Raw genomic sequence first — 13,869 nt, 5'->3', positions numbered from 1 at the left:
GGTCACTGCCCCGAGTCAGAGCCGACGACGAGGTTGAAGGTCACGTGGTCGGCGCCGGGCGCCGCGCGGATGCCGAGCTTCAGCTCCCACCAGCCGGTCATGCTGAACTTCATGCCTTCGAGCAGGTAGGTGCCGGCCTCCAGCTCGCGGGTCACCCGCGGCTGCGTCGGATAACCGTGCCCGTGTTGCGGCATGCCGCCACCGACCAGGAACTGGGCATTGGAGACCGGCTGGCCGCCGGCCGTGAACAGGCGGACCTTCCAGCTGTGCAACTGGTTGATGCCGGCAGCGGGCGAAGGGGCGACGACGGACACTCGATAGAGGCCGCCGTCGCTGGGCTTGTCGCGGGACAGGTCGAGGTCCGTCGGTGGCGTGCTGCAGGCGGCCAGCAAGGCGAGAGCGACGGGAAGGATGGTGAGAGGCGAGCGAAGCATTCGCTCGACAACGATGGACATGGCGAACTCCAGGGGTGTGTATCTGCCCGCCGATTATTCGCACCTGCTCAGGTGCGGGATTGAACGAAAAGGCCAGGGGTACAGCCCTTTCGTTCAAGTACGCCGTCATCCAACCACCGATAGCAGGCCTTCATCTGGGACGGCGTCGCCGCCGACGGCGCTCGACGGAGAGAGCGGCCGGCCTTTTCCTTGCGGCGAGTTGATGCACCTCAATAGCGCAACGACAGCCTTCTGAAATGCTGGACTCAGCTACCAAGCGAGGAGAGCGTCATGAAGGCAAACGTTGGCAAGGTCGATCGAGTGTTGCGGATCGTCGTGGGCGTGCTGCTGATCCTGCTCAGCCTGTCCGGGGTGATCGGCTGGTGGGGCTGGATCGGCGTGATCCCGCTGCTGACTGGCATCGTCCGTATCTGCCCGGCGTATTCGCTGCTGGGCTTCGACACATGCAAGCGCACCTGAGCGCTGCGCGTCCAAGGGGGGAAACATGAGCCTCAAGACCATCCAGGTGGAAGGCGCCATGGGGGTGGGCTTCGCCGTCGAGGTGAACTGCGGGTCGCACCGGCTGGTCATGGACCAACCGGTTGCCGCCTTTGGCCAGGATGCGGGCCCTACTCCGCTGCTGGTGCTGCTCGGCGCGCTGGCCGGGTGCTTCGGTACCATCGGCCGTTTCCTGGCTCATCAGCGCAAGATCGAACTACGCGGCATGCGCTTCGCCATTGAAGCGGACTACGACCCGGCCGGATTGCTTGGGCGGGATACTGCGGTTCGGGCGGGCTTCGAGGAAATACGCCTGCGCGTCGAGATCGACGCGGACCTCGGTCCGGAGGAGAAACGAGCCTTCCTGCAGGAAGTGGAGCGCCGCTGCCCACTGGCCGACAACCTGCTGCATGGCACCCGTCTGGTGAGTGAGCTGGCGACAGAGGCCGGCTAGACACCCGCCGGCAGCTTCGAGCGCATTGCCTCGCGCCGATCGAACACCTCGCCGTCCGCCACGAAGGTGCCGTCACCCACGGCGTGCAACCTTCGCTGTTCCGGGCGCGCGTCATCGACATAGGCGGCCACGCCTTCGAGCACCACGATGTTGTGCGCTTCGACGATGTCCACTACGCGGCATTCGATGTTGGCCAGGCACTCGCCGACGAGGGGCGCGCGAACATGCCTGGCCGGAACGGCGGTGAGTCCGAAGCGGGCGAACTTGTCGGTGTCGGCACCCGAGCAGGTGCCGATGCCGACCAGGGTGTCGAGCAGGTCCGCGCCGGGAATGGCGATGACGCACTCGCGGGTGCTTTCCAGCGCCGTGTAGGAGAAATTCCAAGGTCCGGTGGTGAAGGCAAATCGCGGAGTGAAGTCGACCACCAGGGTCCAGGACAGGGTCATGAGGTTAGGCCGCTCGCCGTCGTAGGTGCTGACCAGCACCACCGGGCCGGGCTCGAGCAAGGTAAAGGCCTTGCCGATCTTCATCCGCTTCACGGTCCCCTCCTTCGCCTGCGCGAGTTGGCGTTCGCAGTGTCAGCGCAGGAAGCCTAGCAGCGGGTTCGCCGCCGCAGGCCCCCAGGCGGAATCCACCGCGAATGTGGCGCAATCTGCGCCTGCCGACGCGCGGCCAAGGCGATACCTTAGGAGCCCGTTCCCACCCTGTATCGAGGATCGCGCATGTCCATCGCCGAACTGCTCAAGCAACGCACCTCCATCCGCGCCTTCACCGACCAGCCGGTGGACGCCGCCACCGTCCGCGCACTACTGGACGACGCGCGCTGGGCGCCTTCGGGCGGCAACCTGCAGCCCTGGAAGGTGATCGCCGTGGCCGGCGAGGCGCGTAAGGCGGTGGAGCGCCTGGCGGTGGAGACGCTGCTGAGGAATCCGGGCGGCGAGGCCGGTGAATACCCGATCTATCCGGCGAACCTGGGCGAGCCCTATCGCTCGCGGCGCTTCAAGGTCGGCGAGGACCTCTACGCGCTGCTCGGCATTCCCCGTGAGGACAAGCCCGGTCGGATGCGCCAGTTGGCGCGCAATTACCAGTTCTTCGGCGCGCCCGTGGGGCTGTTCTTCGTCATCGACCGGCAGATGGGCCACGGCCAGTGGGCGCACCTGGGCATGTTCATGCAGTCCGTCGCCCTGCTCGCCGAGGAGCGCGGGCTGTCGACCTGCATGCAGGAGGCCTGGGGCATGCTGCGCCAGAGCCTGCACCGGCATTTCGAGCTGGCCGAGCATGAGCTGCTGTATTGCGGCATGGCGCTGGGCTATGCCGACCGCTCGGCAGCGATCAACCAGCTGCGCTCCGAGCGCGCGCCGCTGGAGGAGTTCGCCCAACTGCGCGGCTTCGATTGAGCCCGCCGTTACGGCAACAGGGCTGTCACGAAAAAATAATGGCCAATTAGTGGCACCGCTCTATACTCAAGTTCAGGCCGACGGAACGGCCGCCCCTCGAAGTGGCAGTCCGAAAGGCCCCGCGCAGTCCAGCGGGGCCTTTTGTTTGGTGCGCCCTCTGCGGGCGAATTGGCTCCTTCACTCAGGGTCGAAATGGATCTTGGCGAAGGACCACTGCCGGTCGATGATGCCGCTTTCCCCCTGCACTGGATGACCGGATGTACCTGCCAGAACACTTCAGCGAAAGCGACCCCGCGGCGCTGCACCGCCTGATCGAAAGCCATCCGCTGGGCATCCTGGTGACCCGCCAGGACGATCTGCTCGACGCCAACCACCTGCCCTTCGAACTCGACGCCGAGGCCGGCCTGCTGCGCTGCCACGTTGCGCGCGCCAATCCGGTCTGGCGCGAAGCCGATGGCAGCGAGGTGCTGGTGATCTTCCGCGGCGCCGAGGCCTACATCTCGCCGACCTGGTATCCCAGCAAGCATGAGCACCACCGCCACGTACCGACCTGGAACTACCAGGTCGTGCATGTGCGCGGACGCCTGCGGGTGATCGACGAGGAACGCTTCGTACGCGGCCTCGTCGGGCGCCTGACGCGCACCCACGAAGCCGGCGAGGAAAAGCCGTGGAAGATGGCCGATGCGCCGCGCGAGTACATCGAGCAGATGATCGCCGCCATCGTCGGCATCGAGATCGACATCAGCGAGATGACCGGCAAGTTCAAGGTCGGCCAGAACCGCGAAGCGCGCGACCGCCTGGGGGCGGCGGCCGAACTGCAGGCACGCGGCGCCGAGGAGCTGGGCAAGGCCATGCAAGGCGCCGGCAAGGCCGAGTGACCCCGTTACCTCGGCCAGGTCATTCACGAACCCGCCATCGAGCGTCGCGTCGGCGCGGGCCCTGACGGTCATCGCGGCGCGCTAAGGCCGCTCACTTCTTCCAGGCGCAATAGCAGCCGGTGGCCAGGGCGCTCGGCGCCTTCACCGGGCGACCGGCGACCAGCGCCTCGAGCACCGGCTCGATGAAGCTGTTCGCCGAGGTGCAGGTCGCGCCTTCGCTGTACGGGCCGAAATAGGCCAGGTGGCCGTCGCGGTCCCAGATCGCCACCGCCGGGCTCGCCTCGATCGGCGGTGGCCCCGGCATGTCGAGCTCCTTCAGGTCCCACAGGGCGTCCTGCAGATGGCCCTTGGTGCCCGGCTTGCGGAAGGCATAGAAGGTCACGCCCTGCGGCCCGAAGCGCTTGAGCAGCGCGGTCAGGTGCGCCTGGTTGGCGACGTTGCACGGGCACTCCGGGTCCCAGAAGTGCACGACGCGGATCGGCCCGGGCCCGGCCAGGTCCTTCGGCAACTGCAGCGCCTGGCCGTCGAAGAATCGGGTGGTGTTGGGGTACGGCCGCAGGTACTGCCCGCTGAAGGACCAGAAAGCGGCGGCGAGGATGCCCAGCCAGGCCACGACGAGCACGACGGCCAGGACGACTTTGCGATTGACTTGCATGGCGAACACGGAAAACGAGGGGCCGCTAGCTTGCCACGGATCGGCGAAAGGGCAAGCCTCGGCCGCCGTTCTGCTGCCCTACCGCTCGTCCAGAACCCTTCGAGAAGTCACTTGCATGATGCAAGTGACCCAATTAGATTACAGTCATAATCCTAAAACCGGATGCGTCTTTCCCCAGGTGCAACCGGTTTTCTGTGGACCGATTGAATGTCGACCTTAATACAAAGCAGGTGACAGCCATGAAGCGAGCCTCCTTCGAACACATGCCCTGCCCCGCCGCCCAGGCCATGGAACTGATCGGCGACGGCTGGAACCTGCTGATCCTGCGCGAAGCCTTTTACGGCGCCAGCCGCTTCGACCAGTTCGCCGCACACCTGGGCATCGCCAGCAACACCCTGAGCAACCGCCTGAAGACCCTGGTCGACAACGGCCTGTTCGAGCGTCGCCTGTACAGCACCCGACCCGCCCGCCACGAATACCTGCTGACCGCCAAGGGCCGCGACTTGCGCCCGGTGATCCTGACCCTGATGCAGTGGGGCCGGCGCCACGGCGCACAGGCTGGCCGTCGGGTGCAACTGATCGACACGCGCAACGGCGCGCCGGTCGAAATCGCCCTGGTCGACGCCCGCAGCGGCGAGCCCATAGGCCCGCACCACCAGATCCGCCGCGGCGCCGACGCCGTTGCCCTCCCCGCCACCGCCTGACCGGAATGCCGCCATGAACCAGCCCGTCCAGATTCCCGACGCCGAAGCCGCCACCCCGGTCAAGACGAAATCCCGCAAGCCGTTCAAGCTCGCCGCCGCCACCCTGCTGCTGATCGGCGCCGGCCTCTACGGCGCGCACTGGTGGACCAGCGCGCGCTTCCTGGAGACCACCGACGATGCCTATGTCGGCGGCGACGTCACCGTCATCAGCCCGCGCGTGGCCGGCTACATCGCCGAGCTGCAGGTGAACGACAACCAGTTCGTCCACGCCGGCGACCTGCTCGCCCGCATCGACGACCGCGACTACCGCGCCGCCCTGGCCAAGACCGAAGGCGCGGTGCACGCCGAAGAAGCGCTGCTGGGCAACATCGACGCCCAGGCCGCGCTGCAGGACGCGGTGATCCGCCAGAGCCAGGCGGAAATCGACGCGGCGGCGGCGGAAGAATCGCGCTCGCGCGACGACAACCGGCGCTACCAGACCCTGGTGCAGCGCAACGCCATTTCGGTGGAAGCCGCGCAACGCGCCGAAGCCACCTGGAAAACCGCCCGCGCCAACAGCGACAAGGCCCATGCCACCCTGCTCGCCGCGCGGCGCCAGCTCGACGTGATCCAGAGCCAGCGCCAGCAGGCCCAGGCCGCCCTCGAACAGGCCCAGGCCGAACGCGAGCGCGCCCGTCTCGACCTCGGCTACACCGAACTGCGCGCCCCGGTTGACGGCTACATCGGCAACCGCCGCGCGCGGGTCGGCAGCTACGTCGCCGCCGGCACCCAGTTGCTCGCGGTGGTGCCCGCCCAGGGGCTGTGGGTCGACGCCAACTTCAAGGAAGACCAGCTCGCGCACATGAAGGCCGGCCAGGCAGTGACGGTGGAAGCCGACATCCTCCCCGGCAAGGTCTTCCACGGCCACCTCGACAGCCTGGCGCCGGCCACCGGCGCGCAATTCAGCATCCTGCCGCCGGAGAACGCCACCGGGAACTTCACCAAGATCGTCCAGCGCGTGCCGGTGCGCGTGCACCTCGACGCGGCCGACGGCAAGCTCGGCGACCTGCGCCCGGGGCTGTCGGTCGTGGTCGAGGTGGATACCCGCAAACCGGGGCATGAGCAGGACGGGCGCGTCGCCCAGGCTGGCCGGCCATGAATTTCTGGTCCTCGGAGACGGTGCCGGTCGAGAGCCTTTCGACTGGCCAGAAGGTCGTCGCCTTCGCCTGCATGTGCGTGGGCATGTTCATCGCCCTGATCGACATCCAGATCGTCTCCGCCTCGCTGCGCGACATCGGCGGCGGCCTGTCCGCCGGCGCCGACGAAACCGCCTGGGTGCAGACCAGCTATCTGATCGCCGAGATCATCGTCATCCCGCTGTCGGGCTGGTTGTCCAAGGTGTTTTCCACGCGCTGGCTGTTCGCCGGCTCGGCGCTGGGCTTCACCCTCACCAGCCTGCTCTGCGCGCTGGCCTGGAACATCCAGAGCATGATCGCCTTCCGCGCCCTGCAGGGCTTCCTCGGCGGCTCGATGATCCCCATGGTGTTCACCACCGGCTTCATCTACTTCGACGGCAAGCAGCGCGTGGTGGTGGCCGCCACCATCGGCGCCATCGCCTCGCTGGCGCCGACCCTGGGCCCGGTGGTCGGCGGCTGGATCACCGACATCTCCTCCTGGCCCTGGCTGTTCTACGTCAACCTGGTGCCCGGCCTGTTCGTCGCCATCGTGGTGCCGCTGATGGTGCGCATCGACAAGCCCGACCTGTCGCTGATCAAGGGTGCCGACTACCTGGCCATGCTGCTGATGGCGGTGTTCCTCGGCTGCCTCGAATACACCATGGAAGAAGGCCCCCGCTGGAACTGGTTCAGCGACGACACCATCCTCGCCACCGCCTGGATCAGCGGCCTCGCCGGCGTCGCCTTCATCTACCGCAGCCTGACCGGCGCCAACCCGATAGTCGACCTGCGCGCGCTCAAGGAGCGCAACTTCGCCCTCGGCTGCCTGTTCTCCTTCGTCACCGGCATCGGCATCTTCGCCACCATCTACCTGACCCCGCTGTTCCTCGGCCGTGTGCGTGGCTTCAGCGCGCTGGATATCGGCGCGGCGGTGTTCTCCACCGGCATCTTCCAGATCTGCAGCATCCCGTTGTACGCCTTCCTGGCGCGGCGCTACGACCTGCGCTGGATCCTCATGGTCGGCATGGCCATGTTCGTCGGCTCGATGTGGGACTTCACCGCCATCACCCACGACTGGGGCGCACACCAGCTACTGCTGCCACAAGCCCTGCGCGGCATGGGCCAGCAGTTCTGCGTGGCGCCGACCGTGACCCTCGCCCTCGGCGCGCTGCCGCCGGCCCGGCTGAAGCTCGCCTCGGGGCTGTTCAACCTGATGCGCAACCTCGGTGGCGCCATCGGCATCGCCGCCTGCGCCACCGTGCTCAACGACCGCACCAACCTGCACTTCCAGCGCCTGGCCGAGCACCTGAATGGCAGCAACGAGGCGCTGAACCACTGGCTGGTCCCGGCGCTGGACGCCACCGGCAAGGCCTCCGAACAGGCCCTGCAGCAACTGTGGAACCTGACCTACCGCGAGGCGCTGACCATGACCTTCTCCGACGCCTTCCTGCTGGTGGGCCTGTGCTTCGCCGCGACCCTGCTGCTGGCGCCGCTGATGCACAAGATCGCCCCGCCCAGCCAGCCGTCGGCGGATAGCCACTGAGGGCAAAGGATCAGGTGTCCAGACGGCCGTCGATGAAGGCGCGCAAGCGCCGGCCCATGCTCGCGGCGCCGCCGCCGAGGCAGGCGATGGGGCTTTGCTGGACACCCTCCAGGCCGATCTCCGCTGCCTCGCCGGCAAGCGCCAGCAGGCAGTCCAGGCCCAGTTGCAGGCGATGCACCCGGCGCAGTTGCTCGGCATCCAGCGGTGCCTGGGCAAGCAGCACCAGCGCCTGCGGCTGGCGAGCTTCGCAGACCAGCGCCAGCTCGTTCAGCGGCTGCCCTGGGGCCAGCACCTCGACGCGCAGGTCCTCCCCGCCCAGCAGCAGCCCCACGCACAGCAACTCCAGTTCACGGCAGCCGCCCGGCAACGCGGCGAGCAGAACCGGGGCGCCGCTCGCGCGGTTCATCTGCAGGCGCATCAGCACCCTTGCGCGAAGGAAGGCATCGAGGAACAGCCACTGGCTAGTGGCGCCGAAGTCGCTGCGCTGCAGCAGGTCGCGCCACAGCGGCAACAGCACGCTTTCGAACACCACGGCAGGTGGATAGAGGGTGAACAGCTGGCCGTAGAGACGCTCAAGCTCGGTACTGTCGAAACGCGAGACGGCGGCCAGGAAGGACGCGCGCCAATGCTGTCGCTCATCCGCCTCCCCGTGCTGCGCCGCTGCAGACTCGGGGGCACTGTCGCGCTGGCTGGCGAGCAACTCGCCCACCTTGCTGACCGCCACGCCGCGGCCGGTCCAGGTCAGGATGCGGCGGATGGCGTCGACATCCTCGCGCGAATACAGCCGATGCCCGCCCTCGGTGCGCACCGGGCAGATCAGCCCATAGCGCCGCTCCCAGGCACGCAGGGTGACGGGATTCACCCCGGTCTGGCGCACGACCTCGCGCATCGGTATCAACTCGGGGTGGGCGGAGGAAGCAGTTTCGCTGAATTCGGTCATGGCGCGATTCGCGGCGGCGGAAATGGCGCAAGTGTAAACCAGACCGCATGCCGCGCAGACAGGTCCGCGAACGCCTAGGCAGACACACGCAGCAGGGATAACCTTGGGCGGACAACCTTTCCCCCGCCGTACTCGCCGAGGTCCCGCGCCGCCATGATCAACGCCAAGCTCCTGCAACTCGTGGTCGAAGCCTCGAACGACGGTATCGTGGTAGCCGAACAGGAAGGCGAGGACAGCATCCTCATCTACGTCAATCCGGCCTTCGAGCGCCTGACCGGCTACGCCGGCGCCGACATCCTCTACCAGGACTGCCGCTTCCTCCAGGGCGAGGACCATGACCAACCGGGCCTGACCGCGATCCGCCAGGCGATCCGCGAAGGGCGCCCGTGCCGCCAGGTGCTGCGCAACTACCGCAAGGACGGCAGCCGCTTCTGGAACGAACTGTCGATCACCCCGGTTTACAACGAGGCCGACCAGCTCACCTACTTCATCGGCATCCAGCGCGACGTGACCGGCGAGGTCGAGGCGCTCGAGCGCGTGCGCGAGCTGGAGGCGGAAGTCAGGTCCTTGCGCGAGCGGCTGGCCGGGCAAGACGCCTGAGGCAACCGGAATCTTGTACAACTTTTGAGATAATATCTGTACAAGACCAATTGACACGTACAAGTTTTACGATAGGCTCCGAAAATAGTTGTACAGAATAATCGTCCTGTACAACATTTTTCGGAGCGCTCGCATGTCCCCCTTTCTGCAACGTTTCGCACAAGACTTCGCTGCGCTCGACCGCCATAACCTGGACAGGCTCGAGCAGCTGTACAGCCCGGACATCGAATTCCGCGACCCGCTGCATCGCATCCACGGGCTGCCCGCCTTGCGCGGCTACTTCGAGCAGCTCTACTCGAGCGCCACGACCCCGCACTTCACCTTCCACAGCTTCGACGAAAGCGGTGAAGGCCAGGGATACCTGCGCTGGACCCTGCAATTCAGCCATCCGCAGCTGCGCGGAGGCCGCCCGATCCGCGTCGACGGCTGCACCTACCTGCGCTGGTCCGATCGCGTCTACCTGCACCACGACTACTTCGACAGCGGCGCCCTGCTCTACGAGCACCTGCCGCTGCTCGGCCGGGTCATCGCCTGGTTGAAGCGGAGGCTGGCATGAGCCGCATCTGGCTTACCGGTGCCAGCAGCGGCCTGGGCGAGGCGCTGGCGCAATTACTGCTGCGCGAAGGTCACAGCCTGGCGCTCAGTGCCCGCCGCATCGCGCCGCTGCAATCGCTGTACGAACGCTTCCCCGGCCAGGTGCTGCTGGCGCCGGGAGACCTGGGCGATCCACAACAGGTCGCCGGCATCGCGCAGCGCATCGAGCAGACCTGGGGCGCGCTCGACATGGCGATCCTCAATGCCGGCACCTGCGAATACCTGGAACCGGGACGATTCGACAGCGCCCTGGTGGAGCGCGTCATACGGACCAACCTGCTCAGCGCCAGCCTCTGCCTGCAGGCCGCCCTGCCCCTGCTGCGACGCGGCCAGCGCCCCTCGCTGGTGGCCATGTGCAGTGCCGTGACCTGGCTGGCGCTGCCGCGCGCCGGGGCCTATGGAGCGTCCAAGGCGGCACTGCGCTACCTGTTCGAGTCGCTGCGCATCGACCTCGCCGCCGAGGGCATCGCCGTCACCCTGGTGAGCCCCGGATTCGTCGATACCCCGCTGACCCGTCGCAACGACTTCCCCATGCCGCAGCGCTGGCCGGTCGAACGCGCCGCCCGCCACATCGCCGAACGCCTGCCGGCGCGCCCGCTGGAGATCGTCTTCCCGCTGGCCTTCACCCTCGCCCTGCGCCTGCTGGGCCGGTTGCCCGCCACCTGGCGCCTGGCCCTGGGCAAGCGCCTGGCGCGCCCGCCACAAGGACGCTGAGACATGCGCATCGCCATCATCGGCAGCGGAATTTCCGGGCTCACCTGCGCTTACCTGCTGGCGCGCCGGCACGCGGTGACCGTCTTCGAATCCAGCGACTGGATCGGCGGCCATACGCACACGGTGGATGTCGACTGGCAGGGCCGCCGGTATGCGGTGGACACCGGCTTCATCGTCTTCAACGACTGGACCTACCCGAACTTCATCCGCCTGCTCGACCGCCTGGGTGTCGCGTCGCGGCCGACCGAGATGAGCTTTTCCGTGCACGATCCGCACGGTGGCCTGGAGTACAACGGGCACAGCCTCGACAGCCTCTTCGCCCAGCGCCGAAACCTGCTCTCGCCGGGCTTCTGGGGCATGCTGCGGGACATCCTGCGCTTCAACCGCGAGGCGGTGGACGACCTGCAAGGGCAGTTGCTCGGCGACGAAGCCAGCCTCGGCGACTACCTGCGCAGCAATGGCTACGGCGCGCGCTTCATCGACCACTACATAGTGCCCATGGGTTCGGCGATCTGGTCGATGTCGCGCGCCGACATGCTTGCGTTCCCGCTGGAAGCATTCGTCCGCTTCTTCCGCAACCACGGCCTGCTGTCGGTCAATCGACGCCCCCAGTGGCGCGTCCTCGAGGGTGGCTCGCGCAGCTACGTGGAGCCGCTGTGCGCCGGCTTCCGCGAACATATCCGGCTGAACTGCCCGGTGCAGCGCGTGAGCCGCGACGACAGCGGCGTGACGCTGCACAGCGCCGCCGGACCGGAGCGCTTCGACAAGGTGATCTTCGCCTGCCACAGCGACCAGGCCCTGGCCCTGCTGGATGAGCCCAGCACGACCGAAACACAGGTCCTGGGCGCATTGCCTTACGCGCAGAACGAGGTCCTGCTGCACACCGACACCCGCGTCCTGCCGCGCCGGCGCAAGGCCTGGGCGAGCTGGAACTATCGGCTCGGCGGTGCGCCCGGCCAACCCGCCGCCGTCACCTACGACATGAACATCCTCCAGGGCCTGGAGGCGCCGGTGACTTTCTGCGTGAGCCTCAACCTGGGCGAGATCATCGACCCGACCAAGGTGCTCGCGCGCTTCTCCTACGCGCACCCGCAATACGGCGCCTCCACCGTTGCGGCGCAAGCCGCCTGGGCCGCGCTGCAAGACCGGCAGCACAGCTTCTATTGCGGCGCGTACTGGGCGAACGGTTTCCATGAGGACGGCGTGCTCAGCGCCCTGCGCGTGGCCCGCTATTTCGGAGAACAGCTGTGAACAGCAGCCTGTGCCAGGGCTGGGTCCAGCATCGCCGCTGGGCGCCCCGCCCCCACGCATTCCGCTACCGCGTCGGCCTGCTCTGCCTGGACCTCGACGAACAGCTGGACCTGCTCGCGCTATCCCCCCTGCTGGGGCGCTGGCGCTTCGCCCCGTTGTGCTGGCGCGAGCGCGACTACCTGCCGGCCTACACCCGCCAGGGCATCCCGTTGAGCGAAGCGGTGCGCGAGCTGGTCGGCGAGGCGTTGGGCGAGGTGCCGCGCGGGCGCATCGAGCTGCTGACCCAGCCGCGCTGCTGGGGGCTGTGGTTCAACCCAGTGAGTTTCTACTTCTGCCACGACGACGACGGCCGCCTCGCGGCGATCCTTTGCGAGGTGCGCAACACGCCCTGGCGCGAGCGCTATCACTACGTGGTGAGCGTGCGTCCGGGCGGCGCCATCGACCAGTGGTTCGACAAGCGCTTCCACGTCTCGCCCTTCCTGCCGCGGGATACCCGCTACCACATGCGCTTCCTGCTCGAGGGGCCGCACATCCGCGTGCACATCGAGAGCTGGCGCGACGAACACAAGCTGTTCGAGGCAGGACTCGCCGTCGAGCGCCAGCCTCTGACCGCCGAAGCCTTGCGCCGGCATGTGGCGGCCTTCCCGTGGACGACCCTGAGCACCCTGTCCGCCATCTACTGGCAAGCCCTGCGCCTATTGATCAAAGGCACGCCCATCCACGACCACCAGGCGCCGGACGGGCACCTGGGCAGCGGTCGCGACACCCCGGAGGATACCCAGCATGTCCAGTGACGGCCTCATCGCAATCAGGTCCGGCAGCCGTTCGACCCTGGGCCTCGGCCTGTTTCGCCGCGCCGTGCTGGCGCAGCTCCGCGGCTTGCGCCATGGCGGCCTGCAATTGCTGCTGGGCGAGCGCCGGCTGGCCTTCGGCGACCCCGCCAGCCCGCTGCAGGCGGAGATCCAGGTGCTCGACGACGCGGTCTGGGGCCTGATCGCCGGCAACGGATCGATCGGCGCGGGCGAGGCTTACATCCACGGCTACTGGCGCAGCCCGGACCTTACCGCGGTGATCCGCGTGTTCGTCGCCAACCTCGAGGTGCTTGATTCCATGGAGGGCGGCCTGGCGCGACTCGGGCGCCCGGCCCTGCGCCTGCTGCACTGGCTGAACCGCAACAGCCGCCGCGGCTCGCGGCGCAACATCACCGCCCACTACGACCTGGGCAACGCCCTGTTCGAGCGCCTGCTCGACCCGACCATGATGTACTCGGCAGCGATGTTCCAGCACCCCGAACAGAGCCTGGAACAGGCCCAGCTCAACAAGCTCGAGCGCATCTGCCGCAAGCTCGACCTGCAGCCGGGCGACCACCTGCTGGAGATCGGCACCGGCTGGGGAAGCCTGGCGCTCTATGCGGCCAGCCACTATGGCTGCAGGGTCACCACCACGACCCTGTCCGAGGAGCAGTACGCCCATACCCGCCATCGCGTCGAAGCCCAGGGCTTGCAGGGACGCATCGAAGTGCTGCGCGAGGACTACCGCGACCTGCGCGGCCGCTACGACAAGCTGGTTTCCATCGAGATGATCGAGGCCGTGGGGCACCGCTTCCTGCCCGAGTACTTCCGTCGTTGCGCCGCGCTGCTCGAAGACGACGGGCTGATGCTGCTGCAGGCGATCACCATCCGCGACCAGCGCTACGAGCAGGCCTGTCGCTCGGTGGACTTCATCCAGCGCTACATCTTCCCCGGCGGCGCCCTGCCCTCGCTGACCGCCCTGCTGCAGACCGCCAGCCGGGAGACCGACCTCAACCTGCTGCACATGGAGGACTTCGGCGGGCACTACGCACGCACCCTGGGGCACTGGCAGGAGAACCTGCGGCAGTCGCGCCAGGCCCTGGCGCAGCTGGGCTACGACGAACGCTTCCAGCGCCTCTGGGAGTACTACCTGAGCTACTGCGAAGGCGGTTTCCTGGAGCGCAGCATCGGCGTCGCCCAGCTGCTCTGGGCACGCCCGGCGGCCCGTCGCGCGCCGCTGCTGGAGTACCTGGACGCCTGAG

General features: G+C 67.6%; 17 protein-coding genes. 13 read left to right on the top strand and 4 right to left on the bottom strand.

Annotated features, from left to right (window positions below; genetic code table 11):
* Window positions 1-2 precede the first annotated feature (2 nt).
* Window positions 3-455, bottom strand: coding sequence for a FixH family protein (locus ACA097_RS24525; protein WP_371366539.1), 453 nt, complete (start codon window positions 453-455; stop codon window positions 3-5).
* Between the two features lie 270 nt (window positions 456-725).
* On the opposite strand from ACA097_RS24525, the gene ACA097_RS24520 reads away from it, so the two are divergent.
* Window positions 726-914: a DUF2892 domain-containing protein gene (locus ACA097_RS24520; RefSeq protein WP_043253186.1), complete on the top strand. Its 189-nt coding sequence runs from the start codon at window positions 726-728 to the stop codon at window positions 912-914.
* 25 nt (window positions 915-939) lie between these two features.
* Entirely contained in the window at window positions 940-1,386 is a 447-nt protein-coding gene (locus ACA097_RS24515) for an OsmC family protein (RefSeq protein WP_371366537.1), read from the top strand.
* Here ACA097_RS24515 and ACA097_RS24510 read toward each other — a convergent pair.
* On the bottom strand, window positions 1,383-1,916 hold the full coding sequence (locus ACA097_RS24510; protein WP_371370571.1) for a flavin reductase family protein: 534 nt from the start codon (window positions 1,914-1,916) through the stop codon (window positions 1,383-1,385). The genes ACA097_RS24515 and ACA097_RS24510 overlap by 4 nt on opposite strands.
* Before the next feature lie 192 nt (window positions 1,917-2,108).
* On the opposite strand from ACA097_RS24510, the gene ACA097_RS24505 reads away from it, so the two are divergent.
* Both ACA097_RS24505 and ACA097_RS24500 read left to right on the top strand, forming a co-directional pair.
* The gene (locus ACA097_RS24505; RefSeq protein WP_371366535.1) at window positions 2,109-2,783 is read left to right on the top strand and encodes a nitroreductase; all 675 of its coding nucleotides are present in this window, start codon (window positions 2,109-2,111) and stop codon (window positions 2,781-2,783) included.
* Between the two features lie 257 nt (window positions 2,784-3,040).
* Window positions 3,041-3,661 (top strand): FMN-binding negative transcriptional regulator, encoded by a 621-nt coding sequence (locus tag ACA097_RS24500; RefSeq protein WP_043253190.1) that lies wholly within the window; start codon window positions 3,041-3,043, stop codon window positions 3,659-3,661.
* Between the two features lie 91 nt (window positions 3,662-3,752).
* Here the strand turns inward: ACA097_RS24500 and ACA097_RS24495 are convergent, their stop codons facing one another.
* Window positions 3,753-4,316 carry a DUF6436 domain-containing protein gene (locus tag ACA097_RS24495; protein ID WP_043253191.1) on the bottom strand — a complete coding sequence of 188 codons (564 nt, stop codon included), beginning with the start codon at window positions 4,314-4,316 and terminating at the stop codon, window positions 3,753-3,755.
* Window positions 4,317-4,555: 239 nt separating this feature from the next.
* Between ACA097_RS24495 and ACA097_RS24490 the strand changes: the two genes are divergently transcribed.
* The 3 genes from ACA097_RS24490 to ACA097_RS24480 are packed head-to-tail and all read left to right on the top strand — an operon-like array spanning window position 4,556 to window position 7,717.
* A complete protein-coding gene (locus tag ACA097_RS24490) occupies window positions 4,556-5,020 on the top strand; it encodes a helix-turn-helix domain-containing protein (protein WP_043253192.1) in 465 nt (154 codons plus the stop codon).
* Between the two features lie 13 nt (window positions 5,021-5,033).
* Window positions 5,034-6,158 (top strand): HlyD family secretion protein, encoded by a 1,125-nt coding sequence (locus tag ACA097_RS24485; protein WP_371366533.1) that lies wholly within the window; start codon window positions 5,034-5,036, stop codon window positions 6,156-6,158.
* Window positions 6,155-7,717: a DHA2 family efflux MFS transporter permease subunit gene (locus ACA097_RS24480; RefSeq protein WP_371366531.1), complete on the top strand. Its 1,563-nt coding sequence runs from the start codon at window positions 6,155-6,157 to the stop codon at window positions 7,715-7,717. Before ACA097_RS24485 ends, ACA097_RS24480 begins: the two co-directional genes overlap by 4 nt.
* Window positions 7,718-7,727: 10 nt before the next feature.
* Here ACA097_RS24480 and ACA097_RS24475 read toward each other — a convergent pair whose 3' ends face one another.
* Window positions 7,728-8,657: a MerR family transcriptional regulator gene (locus ACA097_RS24475; RefSeq protein ID WP_043253193.1), complete on the bottom strand. Its 930-nt coding sequence runs from the start codon at window positions 8,655-8,657 to the stop codon at window positions 7,728-7,730.
* A gap of 153 nt (window positions 8,658-8,810) precedes the next feature.
* Between ACA097_RS24475 and ACA097_RS24470 the strand changes: the two genes are divergently transcribed.
* The 6 genes from ACA097_RS24470 to ACA097_RS24445 all read left to right on the top strand — a co-directional run bounded on the left by ACA097_RS24470 (window position 8,811) and on the right by ACA097_RS24445 (window position 13,868).
* A complete protein-coding gene (locus tag ACA097_RS24470) occupies window positions 8,811-9,257 on the top strand; it encodes a PAS domain-containing protein (RefSeq protein WP_043253194.1) in 447 nt (148 codons plus the stop codon).
* A 133-nt stretch (window positions 9,258-9,390) separates the two neighbouring features.
* Window positions 9,391-9,813: a nuclear transport factor 2 family protein gene (locus ACA097_RS24465; RefSeq protein WP_371366529.1), complete on the top strand. Its 423-nt coding sequence runs from the start codon at window positions 9,391-9,393 to the stop codon at window positions 9,811-9,813.
* Complete coding sequence (locus tag ACA097_RS24460; protein WP_043253196.1) at window positions 9,810-10,565, top strand: SDR family oxidoreductase; 756 nt, start codon at window positions 9,810-9,812, stop codon at window positions 10,563-10,565. Before ACA097_RS24465 ends, ACA097_RS24460 begins: the two co-directional genes overlap by 4 nt.
* Before the next feature lie 3 nt (window positions 10,566-10,568).
* Complete coding sequence (locus ACA097_RS24455) at window positions 10,569-11,816, top strand: NAD(P)/FAD-dependent oxidoreductase (protein ID WP_371366527.1); 1,248 nt, start codon at window positions 10,569-10,571, stop codon at window positions 11,814-11,816.
* Window positions 11,813-12,610 (top strand): DUF1365 domain-containing protein, encoded by a 798-nt coding sequence (locus tag ACA097_RS24450; protein ID WP_371366525.1) that lies wholly within the window; start codon window positions 11,813-11,815, stop codon window positions 12,608-12,610. The genes ACA097_RS24455 and ACA097_RS24450 overlap by 4 nt, the downstream gene beginning before the upstream one ends.
* Window positions 12,600-13,868: a class I SAM-dependent methyltransferase gene (locus ACA097_RS24445; RefSeq protein WP_371366523.1), complete on the top strand. Its 1,269-nt coding sequence runs from the start codon at window positions 12,600-12,602 to the stop codon at window positions 13,866-13,868. Before ACA097_RS24450 ends, ACA097_RS24445 begins: the two co-directional genes overlap by 11 nt.
* Window position 13,869: the final 1 nt, after the last annotated feature.

This window comes from Pseudomonas sp. QL9, from assembly GCF_041409665.1.
GTDB lineage: Bacteria > Pseudomonadota > Gammaproteobacteria > Pseudomonadales > Pseudomonadaceae > Pseudomonas > Pseudomonas knackmussii.
Note: the sequence above shows the minus strand (reverse complement) of the source record. Positions and strands in the feature narration are given on the sequence as shown.

Coding starts and splice junctions, on each gene's coding strand:
- ACA097_RS24525 (WP_371366539.1), bottom strand. CDS start 455: ATGTCCATCGTTGTCGAGCGAATGCTTCGCTCGCCTCTCACCATCCTT.
- ACA097_RS24520 (WP_043253186.1), top strand. CDS start 726: ATGAAGGCAAACGTTGGCAAGGTCGATCGAGTGTTGCGGATCGTCGTG.
- ACA097_RS24515 (WP_371366537.1), top strand. CDS start 940: ATGAGCCTCAAGACCATCCAGGTGGAAGGCGCCATGGGGGTGGGCTTC.
- ACA097_RS24510 (WP_371370571.1), bottom strand. CDS start 1,916: ATGAAGATCGGCAAGGCCTTTACCTTGCTCGAGCCCGGCCCGGTGGTG.
- ACA097_RS24505 (WP_371366535.1), top strand. CDS start 2,109: ATGTCCATCGCCGAACTGCTCAAGCAACGCACCTCCATCCGCGCCTTC.
- ACA097_RS24500 (WP_043253190.1), top strand. CDS start 3,041: ATGTACCTGCCAGAACACTTCAGCGAAAGCGACCCCGCGGCGCTGCAC.
- ACA097_RS24495 (WP_043253191.1), bottom strand. CDS start 4,316: ATGCAAGTCAATCGCAAAGTCGTCCTGGCCGTCGTGCTCGTCGTGGCC.
- ACA097_RS24490 (WP_043253192.1), top strand. CDS start 4,556: ATGAAGCGAGCCTCCTTCGAACACATGCCCTGCCCCGCCGCCCAGGCC.
- ACA097_RS24485 (WP_371366533.1), top strand. CDS start 5,034: ATGAACCAGCCCGTCCAGATTCCCGACGCCGAAGCCGCCACCCCGGTC.
- ACA097_RS24480 (WP_371366531.1), top strand. CDS start 6,155: ATGAATTTCTGGTCCTCGGAGACGGTGCCGGTCGAGAGCCTTTCGACT.
- ACA097_RS24475 (WP_043253193.1), bottom strand. CDS start 8,657: ATGACCGAATTCAGCGAAACTGCTTCCTCCGCCCACCCCGAGTTGATA.
- ACA097_RS24470 (WP_043253194.1), top strand. CDS start 8,811: ATGATCAACGCCAAGCTCCTGCAACTCGTGGTCGAAGCCTCGAACGAC.
- ACA097_RS24465 (WP_371366529.1), top strand. CDS start 9,391: ATGTCCCCCTTTCTGCAACGTTTCGCACAAGACTTCGCTGCGCTCGAC.
- ACA097_RS24460 (WP_043253196.1), top strand. CDS start 9,810: ATGAGCCGCATCTGGCTTACCGGTGCCAGCAGCGGCCTGGGCGAGGCG.
- ACA097_RS24455 (WP_371366527.1), top strand. CDS start 10,569: ATGCGCATCGCCATCATCGGCAGCGGAATTTCCGGGCTCACCTGCGCT.
- ACA097_RS24445 (WP_371366523.1), top strand. CDS start 12,600: ATGTCCAGTGACGGCCTCATCGCAATCAGGTCCGGCAGCCGTTCGACC.